We start from the raw sequence: 13,822 nt of genomic DNA on the forward strand, positions 1-13,822 counted from the left end.
ATTCGCTCCTGTTATTTGGCGTTGTTGTGAGAAGCGCGGAAAGCGTTAATCAGTTCGATAAAGTGATCGAACAGCGGTGCCGCATCATGTGGGCCAGGGCTGGCTTCAGGGTGGCCCTGGAAGCTGAACGCCGCTTTATCGGTGCGGTGAATGCCCTGAACCGTGTGGTCGAACAGCGATTTGTGCGTCACACGCAGGTTCGCAGGTAGATTGTTTTCATCGACTGCGAAACCATGGTTTTGCGCGGTAATCATCACCACGTTGTTATCGATATCTTTAACCGGATGGTTACCGCCGTGGTGGCCCAGTTTCATTTTCAGCGTTTTCGCACCGCTGGCTAATGCCAGTAATTGATGGCCGAGGCAGATACCGAAGACCGGGATATCGGTTTCAAGGAAAGTTTTGATAGCGGCGATGGCGTAGTCGCAAGGCTCTGGGTCGCCCGGGCCGTTGGACAGGAAGATGCCATCCGGATTGAGTTTCAGCACATCAGCCGCTGGCGTTTGCGCCGGAACCACCGTCAGGCGGCAGCCGCGATCCACCAACATGCGCAGGATGTTACGTTTTGCGCCGTAGTCGTAAGCCACCACGTGGAATGGCAGCTCTTCTTCTTTCTTCGCTTCCGGTAATTCTCCCTCCAGTGTCCAACTGCCTTGCTGCCAGCTATAGGCTTCCTGCGTTGTGACTTCTTTCGCCAGATCCATGCCTTTCAGGCCAGGGAAGGCTTTGGCTTTTTGCAGTGCAAGCTCAGCATCCGGTGAATCGCCCGCGATAATGCAGCCGTTCTGTGCGCCTTTTTCACGTAACAGACGGGTCAACTTGCGGGTATCAATATCGGCGATGGCAACGATGTTGTTGCGCTTGAGGTAGTCAGAAAGGTTTTCTTCACTGCGGTAGTTGCTGGCAATAAGAGGTAAGTCGCGAATGACCAAGCCCTGAGCGTGTACTGCGGAAGATTCTGCGTCTGCGGCATTGGTGCCGACATTACCGATATGGGGATAAGTGAGAGTGACAATCTGGCGGGAATAGGAGGGATCAGTAAGGATTTCTTGATAACCGGTCATCGACGTATTGAAGACCACTTCCCCCACTGCCGTACCCTCTGCCCCGATGGCCCGACCGTGGAATTGGGTTCCGTCTTCCAGAACCAATAGCGCTGACTTTATCAAAGCATCCTCCAGGAATAATAAATCATATTATTTGCATATTAATTCAGATTAACCGATCTAAATCAATGCAAAAATCATCCCCGAAGACAATTTTTGGCAAATTGGGCGCATTCTAATGATGGCAGCCTGGTTTGTCTACCAAAAGCACTATTATTTCTCTCTATTTTGCTGAACTCAGTGAAAACAGGCCGCCACTGCCATAAAAGAGCAGACTATCTTTCAGTGGTAACCGTTTGCGAGGAGTTTTGTCTGATAAATGCAGAAAAACGTTGAGTGTTAATCAAAGAGATGGCGGCCACGGCTATTTTTTCGCCGTCACGGTCAAGTAAAGGAAGGGAAACTTATACTAAAATCAACTTCATTAATAAAACAAACTAAAACCCACATAAAAACAAAAAAAAGAAAAGGGCAATCAAGAAACCGCCCTTTTATCAAAACATTATGATAAAAACAACCACATCACGATGGTATGAAAAACTTATAGATCATCCAAGCCGAGCACATCTTTCATGTTATAAAGCCCCTCTTTTTGCGATGAAAGCCAAACTGAAGCTTTTACCGCGCCATTCGCGAAAGTCATGCGACTGGAAGCCTTGTGGGTGATCTCAACCCGCTCGCCAATATCAGCAAACATCACGGTATGCTCACCAACGATGTCGCCGGCTCTGATCGTGGCAAAACCAATGGACTTCGGATCACGCTCACCGGTATAGCCTTCACGGGCATAAACCGCACACGTTTTCAGATCGCGCCCCAGCGTACCTGCGATCGCCTCGCCCATTGCCAGCGCGGTGCCTGAAGGCGCGTCAACTTTATGGCGATGATGAGCTTCGACAATTTCGATGTCAGTATAGTCGCCCATCACCTTGGCGGCTTTCTCCAGTAACTTAAGAACTAAATTGACACCCACGCTGAAATTCGCGGCAAAGACCACTGGAATGGCTTCTGCAGCCTGCGCAATGGCGACCTTACCCGCATCATCAAAGCCGGTAGTACCGATGACGATGCTTTTATGGTGTTTTTGACAAAACTCCAGGTATGCCAGCGTGCCCTCTGGACGGGTAAAGTCGATCAGTATGTCAAAATCGTCCACCACATCATCAAGGCTGTCGCTCACCGTCACATTTAAGCGGCCCACACCCGCGAGTTCTCCTGCATCGGTACCGACCAGAGAAGATCCTTTGCGCTGAAGCGCCGCGCCAAGTACGACTCCCTCAGCCTGCGAAACAGCCTGAATCAGCTGCCGTCCCATGCGGCCACCCGCGCCCGCAATTGCCATGCGAATATCAGCGTTACTCATAATTTCTCTCTTAATAGATGTGTTCTGCATAAAGCAGAATCAGGTTAGCGACCCCTCAGGAACAGAGCCAGCAAAATTGCCAAATAATTAGAAATTAATGATATAGCTTGGTTAATATCAGTAAAATACATCGACTTATCGGTTACTTAATAAGCATAATCATGTTAATAGCTGACGAACCAAAGAGATATGACGCGTTTTCCGGCATAGCACGGCTCTCGCATAATCATGCAAACAATCTGCATATTGCTTCTCGTCCCATAGTTTATACCTATTCTTCTACCCTCTCCGACCAAAGCCAGACTAGACTGACTATCAGAAAAAGATTCAGCGTTAACCGTTTGCAGGAGAGCTAAGCATGTCCGTATTTTTTCGTTCCGCAATCACAGCCATTGGCGACTACCGGGCTGATTTAGGTGAAACTCCGGTCTGGTGCCAGCGGACACAATCGCTGCTTTGGGTCGACATTGTTAACCTAAAGCTGCTGCGCTATTGGCCTTCCCAACAAAAAACCGAAACACGCGAACTACCGGCATTGACCAGCGCGGTGCTATTAACGGAGTCTCTGAATCGTTTTCTACTGGTCTCACAGGATGGGTTACATCTTTACGACTACGCCCTCAGCAAAAGCGAAAAGTTGTGTGACTATGCTGGCGCACAAGGCACACGGCCCAATGAAGCCGCTATCGCGCCCGATGGTTCTTTGTGGTTTGGCACGATGGATCTTAAGGAACAACAGACGATTGGTGCGTGGTATCGCTATGAACGGGCAGATGAAAAACCGGTGCTGATGATGGATAACGTGGGCATCACCAATACACTGGCATGGCACGAAGGTAAGGTCTGGTTTGCGGACAGCATGAAGAAACGTTTTTACTCGGCGAACGCAAGGTGCATTAATCCGCTGAAAATTTCCTGTTTTTCTTCCGGTGATAAAACACCTGACGGGTCTGCCGTTTCTCAGGATGGCACCTTGATTACGGCTTGCTGGGGCGGAAAATGTTTGTTGCGGCAGAAAATTAATCAGGGTGAATTGCTCACCCTCGATACGCTCCCTGTTCCGGTGACCCAGCCCAGTTGCTGCACGTTTGGCGGACCCGATATGACCGAGCTGTTTATCACCTCAGCCCGTAAAGGCCTCACCTCGGCAGGAGAATGGGATGGCGCACTCTTGCACGTACAAACGTCTGTCGTGGGTACGCCACAAAATCTGTTCCGTCTCAACGCGATTTAGGACGGGTCACCGTCAATATAAAAGCGGCCAGTTTTCACTGACCGCTTTTATAATGTCGCTTTCAATCTGGGGCGTTGCTAGTCAATCTGTTTAACGTCAACCCGCAGCTCTTTCGGCACTTCAAACACGATACTCTCTTCGCGCCCTTCCATATTGACCACATCTGCACAACCCAGCGTTTTCAGCTTGTTGATCACATCCTGCACCAAAATATCAGGAGCAGAAGCGCCAGCGGTTAGGCCGATACGTTGCGCATCTTTCAGCCAGACCTCCTGAATATCTGCCGCAGAGTCAATGAGGTAGGAAGGCACACCGACACGCTGTGCCAGTTCCGCCAGACGGTTCGAGTTCGAGGAGTTTTTCGAACCGACGACCAACACCACATCGGCATCATTTGCAAGATTGCGCACGGCTTCCTGGCGGTTAGTCGTCGCATAGCAAATATCATCTTTCCGCGGGCCGATAATACTCGGGAACCGGTCTCGCAGAGCATCAATCACCTCGGAGGTATCATCAACCGACAGCGTTGTTTGTGTCATAAAACACAGGTTTTTTTCATCTTTAACCTGCAATTTATAGACATCAGCAGGCGACTCGACCAGATACATTCCCCCTTTGGGGTTACTGTACTGACCCATAGTGCCTTCCACTTCAGGATGACCAGCGTGACCAATCAGAATCGCTTCAGTGCCTTTCCGGCTGGCACGCGCCACTTCCATATGCACTTTGGTGACCAGCGGGCAGGTGGCGTCGAATAGCATTGTCAGGTCACGCGATTTCGCTTCAGCACGCACCGCTTGAGAGACGCCGTGAGCAGAGAAAATCAGGATCGAGCCATCAGGCACTTCACTAATTTGCTCAATGAAAATAGCACCGCGCTGTCGCAGGCTGTCGACCACATAACGGTTATGTACGACTTCGTGGCGCACGTAAATCGGTGCGCCATAAAGCTCTAGTGCGCGCTCAACAATGCTGATCGCGCGATCGACACCCGCACAGAATCCTCGCGGATTAGCCAGCAGTATTTGCATGCTTCTCCTCCGTTTGAGGATCAATCTCCAGTACCTCAATATCAAAATCGATATATTGGCCTGCCAGCGGATGGTTGAAATCAACGGTGATTGAATCCTCAGTCACATCACGCACAACGCCTGGCATTTCGCTGCCATCACGAGTAGTAAATAACATGATGGTACCGGCATCAGGAATGCCGGTTTCCTGAAAATCACGCTGCGAGAAATACTGCACCAGATCAGGGCTTTTGGAACCGAAAGCCGATTCAGGAGCCAGAGTAAATGTGCGTTTATCACCCACCGTCAAGCCCAGGAGTTGATTTTCCAGCGCATCTGAAAGGCTGCCATCGCCAAGACGGAATAGCGCAGGCTTGCCATTGCCACGCGTGGACTCGGCCGTCGAGCCGTCTTCCAGCTTCAACGTAAAATGCACCAATACCGCGCTGTCGTGTTTCACCTGTTCAGACATGTCTTATCCTTTGCTTTTAGCCGCAGAAGTCGGCTTAGCGATAAAGCCTTCGATCACCACCAGCACTGCGCCGATACAAATAAAGCTGTCAGCCAGATTGAACGTCGGGTAATGCCAGTCATTGACGTAGAAATCGATAAAGTCGATGACATAACCGTGCACCATGCGGTCAAACAGATTACCCAACGCCCCGCCGATAATCATGGCGTAGGCGATATTATTGATCTTCTGCTTAGCGTTACTGCGGTACATCAGCACGATCAACGCAATCACGATAACCAACGCTATCACGGCAAAAAACCAACGCTGCCAGCCGCCCTTGTCCGCCAGAAAACTAAATGCTGCACCATGGTTCTGTGCATAAAACAGATTCAGATACGGAATCAACGGCATGGATTCACCCAATTGGAAGTTCCCCATAATCAGAAACTTACTACCAAGATCCATGATGATGACTAAAGCCGCCAGCCAAAGCCAGCGGAGTCCGGTAGAACATAAAGGTTTAGTCATTATGCAAACTTACGCTCTTCGCCGTCGCCGGCAATGTTAGTCACACAACGGCCACAGATTTCGCTATGTTCCGCGTTCTGGCCGACGTCATTGGTGTAATGCCAGCAGCGCGGACATTTGTCACCTTCAGCTTTTTCCAGACCAATCTTCAGGCCTTTAAGCATTTCGCTCACCTGTGCGCTGCTATCCGCTTCAGCCAGCGACGCGACGCGTGCGCCAGAGGTCAGCAGCACAAAGCGCAGTTCATTGCCCAGAGAGCGCAGGTCTGCCGCCAGTGCATCATCTGCGAACAATGTCACTGCCGCTTCAAGCGAACCGCCCAGACGTTTATCAGCACGCGCCTGCTCAATCACTTTATTCACTTCACCACGGACTTTCAGCAGCTCATCCCAGAAGGTATCGTTCATCGATTCGTCAGCCGCTAGGCCAAACAGACCTTCGTACCACTCTTCGGTGAAGACGAATTTCTCGCGGGAACCCGGCAGGAAAGCCCAAATCTCGTCAGCAGTAAAGGACATGATCGGTGCCATCCAGCGCACCAGCGCTTCGGAGATATGATAAAGCGCGGTCTGGCAACTACGGCGAGCTATGCTGTCGCTTTTCGCGGTGTACTGACGGTCTTTAATGATATCAAGATAGAACGAGCCCATTTCAACCGAGCAGAACTGCATCAAGCGCTGTACCACACCGTGGAAATCATAACGCTCGTAAGCGGCAATGATCTCTTCCTGTGCAGCTAGCGCACGGCCAACGGCCCAGCGGTCCAGCACTACCATCTCTTCCGGTTTCACGCAATGTTGCCGCGGGTCGAAGCCGTTAAGGTTCGACAACAGGAAACGTGCGGTGTTGCGGATACGGCGGTAAGAGTCGGCAGCACGTTTGAGGATCTCATCGGACACGGCGATTTCGCCGGTGTAATCCGTTGACGCCACCCACAGGCGCAAAATGTCGCCACCCAGCTTGTTCATCACGTCCTGCGGAGCGATGGTGTTGCCGATGGATTTGGACATTTTGCGGCCCTGGCCGTCCACAGTGAAACCGTGAGTCAGTACCTGCTTGTATGGCGCTTTACCTTTCATGGCGGTGGAAATCATCAGTGATGACATAAACCAACCGCGATGCTGGTCAGAACCTTCCAGATAGATATCCGCTTCGTGGCCGTTAAATTCAGGGCGAACACCGACAACCGAGGCGCTGGTTGAACCTGAGTCAAACCAGACGTCCAGCGTATCAGGTACTTTCACGTAATCTGCAGCATCAGCGCCCAAGATGTCGGCTGGGTTTAAATCCCACCATGCCTGAATACCGTCTTTTTCTACACGTTTCGCCACTTCTTCCATCAATTCTAGCGTACGCGGATGCAGCTCCTCGGTGTCTTTGTGAACGAACAAAGACATAGGCACACCCCAAGTCCGCTGACGCGAAATACACCAGTCAGGACGGTTCGCTACCATATTTTCGATGCGTGCCTGACCCCATTCCGGGATCCACTGCACGCCTTTGATCTCTTCCAGTGATTTCGCTCGCAGGCCTTTCTGGTCCATGCTGATAAACCACTGTGGTGTTGCACGGAAGATGATCGGCGATTTATGACGCCAGCAGCACGGATAGCTGTGGTTCATCTTTTCAACGTGCAACAGTGCGCCTTTTTCGCGCAGTAGCTCAACGATCAGGTCGTTGGCTTTAAAGACGAATTTGCCGTCCAGCGTCGGATAAGTACCTGGCAGGTAACAGCCATTCGGACCGACAGGGTTCGCCACTTCCAGACCATATTTCTGGCCGATAACATAGTCATCAGGACCGTGGCCCGGGGCGGTATGAACCGCACCAGTACCGGCATCCAGCGTAACGTGATCGCCAAGAATTGCCGGTACGTCGATATCGAGGAACGGATGTTTGAAACGCAGCAGTTCGAGCTCGGCACCTTGGCATTCGCCCAGTACAGTCCATTCTGCTATACCGACGCGTTTCATTACGCTTTCCACCAGGTCGGTCGCAAGGATCAGGCATTGACCTTCAATCTGGACCAGTTGATAAGCAAACTCTGGGTTTAGGGAGATCGCTCGGTTAGCCGGCATGGTCCACGGCGTGGTAGTCCAGATAACCAGAGACACGGGGCCTTCAAATGCGCTGGCACCAAATTTTTCAGCCACCGCAGCAGGATCAACGGCATGAAACGCAACATCAATGGAAGGTGAGACCTTGTCATAATATTCGACTTCAGCTTCAGCCAGTGACGAACGGCAATCGGTACACCAGTGCACCGGTTTAGCACCTTTTAACAGATGGCCATTGCCGATGATTTTGCTGAGCGCACGGATGATGTTGGCTTCCGTGTTGAAGTCCATGGTCAGATAGGGATGATCCCAGTCGCCCAACACACCTAAGCGGATGAAGTCCTGTTTCTGACCTTCAACCTGCTCAGCAGCGTATTGACGGCAGGCTGTGCGGAATTCCGCCGCTGTCACTTTCTCACCCGGCTTACCAATCAGCTGTTCAACTTTCAGTTCGATTGGCAGACCATGACAGTCCCAGCCCGGGATATAGGGCGAGTCGAAACCCGCCATGCCCTTAGACTTGATAATAATGTCTTTAAGAATTTTGTTAACTGAGTGACCAATATGAATGCTGCCGTTCGCATACGGAGGGCCGTCATGCAAAATAAAGGACTTTTTGCCCTTCTTGGCTGCGCGAATAATCCCGTACAGATCCTGTTCATACCAATTTTTCAGCATGTCAGGTTCACGCTTGGCCAAGTCGCCACGCATCGGGAACCCTGTTTCCGGCAAGTTCAGGGTGTTCTTATAGTCACTCATTAGATTCTCAGTTCCGTTTTTTGGCTGGATGTCAGGCTCAGGTTTTGCGCCCATTTGCCTGTCAAAAATAGTTAGCGTTGTAAAGGTAGTCCAAAGAACTTCCGGGCCGTCACTTCATCGCTCGCAATTTGTTGCTTTAACGCATCAAGCGAGGCAAAACGCTGTTCATTGCGCAATTTCGCGCGCAGCACCACGTCAATGTGGCGCCCATATAAATCCATCGTCGTATCGAGCAGGTGTACTTCTAACTGTTTACGCACGCCGCCAACTGTCGGACGTATGCCAATATTGGCAATCCCTGGCAGAGGCTTGGCGTCCAAACCTAACACGTCCACGGCATAGACACCTCTGACCGGCGACACTACACGCTTTAACGGTACGTTTGCTGTTGGGAAGCCGATAGTTCGGCCAAGCTTATCTCCGTGAACTACACGCCCTGAAATACTGAACTGATGGCCTAAAAGATGCGCTGCCAGTTGCAGATCGTCATCGCGTAATGCATCACGAATTGCCGTACTGCTAATGCGGTGCTCACCTTCCCGGAAAGTCTGGGTACTGATGACATCAAAACCATATTCGGCTCCGGCTTTTTGCAAAAGCGGAAAATCGCCCAGCCGCCCTGCGCCAAAACGAAAATCATCACCAACAGCCAGAAACTTCACGCCCAGATTTTCAACCAACAATTGCGAGACAAAGGCCTGGGCAATATTGGCTGCAAATCGGGGGTCGAAACGCACACAAAGCAGATAATCAACGCCGCATTCTGCCAGATATTTGGCTTTATCTCGTAAACTGGTGAGCCGGGCTGGTGCTTTATCTCCGGCAAACAATTCGAGAGGTTGTGGTTCAAAAATCATCACCATAACCGGTACGCCCAGTTTCCGCCCTTCCAGCTTCAACTGTTCTATCAATGCCTGATGACCGCGATGAACGCCGTCAAAATTACCTATAGTAAGCACACAGCCATGATGGCGTGCCCGAATATTGTGTATCCCGCGAATTAGCTCCATAGCTGGCTCAAATCCATAGCTGACGCATAACGGTGGAAATCGGCGGATTATACCTTGTACAGCCTCCGAGGTTAACCAGCGATTCACCCGATCACCGCATTCTCTTTGCCATACGACAGTTATGTCGGCACAAAGGGAAGCGTACCGAGGAAAATATTTCATTCTTGGTAGGGAAAGCGTGACTTTTAGCTGAAACAAAGCCTTAATGCTTCCCGTTGGCTGGATTACCACTCTCCTGTCGAATTTTCTTGCGAAAGACTGTATTCCAAGGTGGGAAGCTGTTAAAATCCTGCGCCATCACAACGTAACAAGCGTCGATTGAAGTTTGAACCCCGTTTGAATGTAGAAACGGCGCTTATTTGCACAAATCCGTTGACAACAGAAGACCGAAAAGGCATATTCCTCGGCCTTTGAATTGTTCATCAATAGAAAAATATTTGGGAGTTGGCCTTGGCTAATATCAAATCAGCTAAGAAACGCGCCGTACAGTCAGAAAAACGTCGTAAGCATAACGCGAGCCGCCGTTCAATGATGCGTACCTTTATCAAAAAGGTACACATGGCTATTGCAGCAGGCGACAAAGCTGCTGCACAAAATGCATTTAACGAAATGCAACCAATTGTGGACCGTCAGTCTTGTAAAGGTCTGATCCACAAGAACAAAGCAGCACGTCATAAGTCAAACCTTACGGCGGCAATCAGCGCAATGCAATAATCGCATTTCGTTGTCCTGCTTGATAAAAAAACCGGCTTCTGCCGGTTTTTTTATCTCTACAATTTAGGCATCAGGCCTTGTCTCAGGCATCAAATAACGTAGTGAAGTCCGTGTGACAAACACGCTGCACCGAGGGGTGTTGGATCATTCTCTCCGCAAAAATCACGTAGTACTCCTCCAAAAGCCCATCGACACGCCCAACTTCTACAATTCCTTCATCCAAAAATACGTCAGCAGAGTAGATTGAAGGCGCCACAAAAATTGCATTGTGGTTTCTCGCAAAAGCGGTCATCAGTGCCGCATCATCAAATTCCCCCAGAATATGTACCTTCAGCCCCTGACTGTTAAACCAATTGAGCAGTTTACGCCCCAACATCGAGCGCCTGCCGGGGATAAGTAAAGGCCGTTTTTCAAGGCAGGCAGGAAAAGCACCATCGTCAGCAGGTTCTCGACAATAAAAACTAATAGGGCTTTCCCCCAATTTCACAGAAAAAAGCCCTTCCTGCTGCGTTGAATCCACCGGACAGTCGGACAAAATCATATCCAGTTTATGCTGGCTAAGCTGCTCCAGCAGCATTTCGTGTGTGGATTCAAAACAGCGCAGGTGAATACTTTTATTTTCTGCCACCGCGGCGTCGAGCACACGGCTAACGAGCCTTTTGGAAAGCGTATCCGCGACCCCAACATCAAACAGCAGGCTGGATTCCTTTCGGTAGTTCACAATGTCCAGCATCTCCTGGCTCACCGTAAACATCTTGTCAGCATAGCGGAACACCAGTTGCCCCAGTTCCGAAGGGATCAATCCGCGCCCCTGTCGTTTAAAAAGCTTTCCACCCAACCGGTTTTCCAGCGATTTTATCTGCCCGGTGATGGTTTGCGGTGTCAGAAACAGTGCCTCTGCCGCCCCCACCACCGAACCGGTTTTACAAACCTGCCAGAAGTAATACAGATGATTAAAATTAATATGTGACATATCTGGCCCCTATTGCAGTAGATATGCAGACTGCACAATCCCTGTTTATTCGACCTGAGAACCTGTCTTTTTCGGTAGCAGCTTATTCAACATAAGATAACCAATGACCGCTGACATCGTTGAACCCAACAAAATACCTATTTTGGCGTAGATCATCAGCGCAGGATCTGCCTTCGCAAAGGCTAGCGAACCGATAAAAATCGACATAGTAAACCCAATACCACAGAGCACTGACACCGCAGCGATCTGCTTAAAGTTAATGCCAGACGGCAAACGAGCAATCCCCATTTTCACGGCGATACCGCTGAAAAGCATGATCCCTATAGGTTTCCCCAAGAGTAGACCGGCGGCAATCCCTACGGGTAATAATGAGAAAATCTGCTCTCCGGAGACACCCTGAAACGAAACGCCCGCATTAGCAAATGCAAACAATGGCAGGATAAACCATGCGACATACGGATGAATGCCGTGCTCAAGCCGACGCGCCGGAGACACTTTTTTCTTAGTATCTAATGGGATAAAGAAACCCAGGATCACCCCCGCCAACGTAGCATGAATGCCCGATTTCAGCACACAGACCCAAAGCACCATGCCTACCAGCAGATACGGCGTTAACCTGGCGACACCGCGCCAGTTAAGCCAGGCAAGAACAGCGACAGACAATGCCGCCAGACCTAACGCAGTGGTAGAAACATCATGGCTGTAGAACAGCGCGATGATAGCAATTGCGCCCAAATCATCGATGATGGCCAACGCCAGTAAAAAAACTTTAAGACTGGTTGGGACACGTGATCCGAGCAGCGCCATGACACCCAGCGCAAACGCGATATCAGTGGCTGCAGGGATTGCCCAACCCTGACGCGCTACGTCATCGGCTCCGTTAAATAAGAGATAAATCAACGCCGGAGCGACCATGCCACCTATGGCTGCGATCGCCGGGAAAAGCGCCTGCTCCCGGCTTGACAATGCCCCTTCACGCAGCTCTCGTTTCACTTCAAGACCAATCATCAGAAAGAAAATCGCCATCAGCCCGTCGTTAATCCACAGCAATAAAGGCTTATCAATCAGCAGGTCTGAAATACGCAGCGTGACCGGTATGTTTAGAAATGCGTGGTATAGCGTATCTAATGATGTATTGGCCATGGCCAGCGCGAACAAGGCGGCAACGATCAATACGATGCCACCTGCAGCCTCCATTCGTAAAAATTGACGAATAATATTCGGCACCCTGAATCTCCTGTTATGCATGTTAAGCAGACTGTATCTACACAGATGAGACATGATACCGTTTATTATGATTCGGAAAAAATCGATTATTACTCTATTACAGCTCGTAATTACCGATCTTTCGCAAACTATTTTTCATCATGGATGTTATTTCTGGCTCGGCAAAAACAAAAAATCCCCGTCGCTTAGCCGCTGACGGGGATTGAAGAGGTTTCAGCTTCTGCCTAAGGCAGTATGCAGATTAGCGGGTCAAATCATCGAAAAACTTTTTCACACCATCTAGAAAGCTTTTAGATCGCGGACTGTTTTTCTCACCAGACGCCCCACCAAAACTCTCTTCCAGATCACGCAGCAGCTGCTTCTGCTTGTCATTGAGACTAACGGGAGTCTCGACAACAACACGGCAAAGCAAGTCACCCTGCGCACCTCCACGGACAGATTTAACACCGCGCGCACGCATACGGAACAGTTTGCCGGTCTGCGTTTCCGCAGGTACCTTCAGTTTTACCCGACCATCAAGCGTGGGTACTTCGATTTCGCCACCGAGCGCAGCCATCGCAAAGTTGATCGGCACTTCACAGTACAAATTATTGCCTTCACGCTCAAAGATTTTGTGCGCCTTGACCTGAACCTGTACGTACAGATCGCCAGCCGGGGCACCATGTTCACCCGCTTCACCTTCGCCTTCGAGACGAATACGGTCGCCAGTATCCACACCCGCCGGGATCTTCACTGACAGCGTTTTAGAGCGTTCTACGCGGCCATGGCCATGACACTTGTTACAAGGATCTTTGATAACCTTTCCGCGCCCCTGACAGGTTGGACAGGCCTGCTGCACAGTAAAGAAGCCCTGACGCATTTGTACCTGACCTGCACCGTGACAGGTTGAACAGGTGACCGGAGAGCTTCCCGCTTTCGCACCGCTGCCGTGGCAAACATCACATTCAGCAAGCGTTGGAATACGGATTTCTTTGGTGACACCACGAACAGCTTCTTCAAGCGTTAGATCCATATTATAGCGCAGGTCGGAACCCCGGCTGGCACGCTGACGACGGCCACCACCGAAGATATCACCAAATACGTCACCGAAGATGTCGCTGAACTCTGCACCACCACCACCGCCGTACCCACCGCCCATACCGCCTTGTTCAAAAGCCGCATGGCCGTACTGGTCATAAGCAGCACGTTTCTGCGCATCGGTCAGAATTTCGTATGCTTCTTTGATCTCTTTAAATTTGCTTTCGGAGTCTTTATCGCCCTGGTTGCGGTCTGGGTGATGCTTCATTGCCAGGCGCTTATACGCCTTTTTGATTTCGCGCTCATCGGCCGTTTTTGATACGCCCAAGAGCTCGTAATAATCTTGCTTCGCCATACTTTTCCTGCCCTC

General features: G+C 50.4%; 12 protein-coding genes. 2 read left to right on the forward strand and 10 right to left on the reverse strand.

Going from position 1 to position 13,822, the window contains the following annotated elements:
- Nucleotides 1-11 precede the first annotated feature (11 nt).
- Nucleotides 12-1,169 carry a glutamine-hydrolyzing carbamoyl-phosphate synthase small subunit gene (gene carA / locus IEV89_RS11380; protein ID WP_188473630.1) on the reverse strand — a complete coding sequence of 386 codons (1,158 nt, stop codon included), beginning with the start codon at nt 1,167-1,169 and terminating at the stop codon, nt 12-14.
- A gap of 478 nt (nt 1,170-1,647) precedes the next feature.
- Nucleotides 1,648-2,469 carry a 4-hydroxy-tetrahydrodipicolinate reductase gene (gene dapB, locus IEV89_RS11385; RefSeq protein WP_188473631.1) on the reverse strand — a complete coding sequence of 274 codons (822 nt, stop codon included), beginning with the start codon at nt 2,467-2,469 and terminating at the stop codon, nt 1,648-1,650.
- A gap of 358 nt (nt 2,470-2,827) precedes the next feature.
- Here dapB and IEV89_RS11390 point away from each other — a divergent pair, with 358 nt between their 5' ends.
- Nucleotides 2,828-3,703, forward strand: a complete 876-nt coding sequence (locus IEV89_RS11390; protein WP_188473632.1) for an SMP-30/gluconolactonase/LRE family protein — start codon at nt 2,828-2,830, stop codon at nt 3,701-3,703.
- Between the two features lie 77 nt (nt 3,704-3,780).
- Here IEV89_RS11390 and ispH read toward each other — a convergent pair whose 3' ends face one another.
- From ispH to ribF, 5 genes are all read right to left on the reverse strand, one after another.
- Nucleotides 3,781-4,734, reverse strand: coding sequence for a 4-hydroxy-3-methylbut-2-enyl diphosphate reductase (gene ispH / locus IEV89_RS11395; RefSeq protein ID WP_188473633.1), 954 nt, complete (start codon nt 4,732-4,734; stop codon nt 3,781-3,783).
- Complete coding sequence (gene fkpB / locus IEV89_RS11400; RefSeq protein ID WP_188473634.1) at nt 4,715-5,185, reverse strand: FKBP-type peptidyl-prolyl cis-trans isomerase; 471 nt, start codon at nt 5,183-5,185, stop codon at nt 4,715-4,717. Before fkpB ends, ispH begins: the two co-directional genes overlap by 20 nt.
- 3 nt (nt 5,186-5,188) lie before the next feature.
- Entirely contained in the window at nt 5,189-5,695 is a 507-nt protein-coding gene (lspA, locus tag IEV89_RS11405; RefSeq protein ID WP_188473635.1) for a signal peptidase II, read from the reverse strand.
- On the reverse strand, nt 5,695-8,511 hold the full coding sequence (gene ileS, locus IEV89_RS11410; RefSeq protein ID WP_188473636.1) for an isoleucine--tRNA ligase: 2,817 nt from the start codon (nt 8,509-8,511) through the stop codon (nt 5,695-5,697). The genes lspA and ileS overlap by 1 nt, the downstream gene beginning before the upstream one ends.
- Before the next feature lie 71 nt (nt 8,512-8,582).
- Complete coding sequence (ribF, locus tag IEV89_RS11415) at nt 8,583-9,521, reverse strand: bifunctional riboflavin kinase/FAD synthetase (RefSeq protein ID WP_188473637.1); 939 nt, start codon at nt 9,519-9,521, stop codon at nt 8,583-8,585.
- Nucleotides 9,522-9,971: 450 nt separating this feature from the next.
- Between ribF and rpsT the strand changes: the two genes are divergently transcribed.
- Nucleotides 9,972-10,235 (forward strand): 30S ribosomal protein S20, encoded by a 264-nt coding sequence (rpsT, locus tag IEV89_RS11420; protein ID WP_188473638.1) that lies wholly within the window; start codon nt 9,972-9,974, stop codon nt 10,233-10,235.
- Nucleotides 10,236-10,317: 82 nt separating this feature from the next.
- Here the strand turns inward: rpsT and nhaR are convergent, their stop codons facing one another.
- The 3 genes from nhaR to dnaJ form a co-directional block, all read right to left on the reverse strand.
- On the reverse strand, nt 10,318-11,208 hold the full coding sequence (gene nhaR, locus IEV89_RS11425) for a transcriptional activator NhaR (protein WP_188473639.1): 891 nt from the start codon (nt 11,206-11,208) through the stop codon (nt 10,318-10,320).
- Nucleotides 11,209-11,253: 45 nt separating this feature from the next.
- A complete protein-coding gene (nhaA, locus tag IEV89_RS11430) occupies nt 11,254-12,435 on the reverse strand; it encodes a Na+/H+ antiporter NhaA (RefSeq protein ID WP_188473640.1) in 1,182 nt (393 codons plus the stop codon).
- Nucleotides 12,436-12,676: 241 nt separating this feature from the next.
- Nucleotides 12,677-13,807: a molecular chaperone DnaJ gene (dnaJ, locus tag IEV89_RS11435; RefSeq protein WP_188473641.1), complete on the reverse strand. Its 1,131-nt coding sequence runs from the start codon at nt 13,805-13,807 to the stop codon at nt 12,677-12,679.
- Nucleotides 13,808-13,822: the final 15 nt, after the last annotated feature.

Source organism: Hafnia psychrotolerans, assembly GCF_014639435.1.
Taxonomy (GTDB): Bacteria; Pseudomonadota; Gammaproteobacteria; order Enterobacterales; family Enterobacteriaceae; genus Ewingella; species Ewingella psychrotolerans.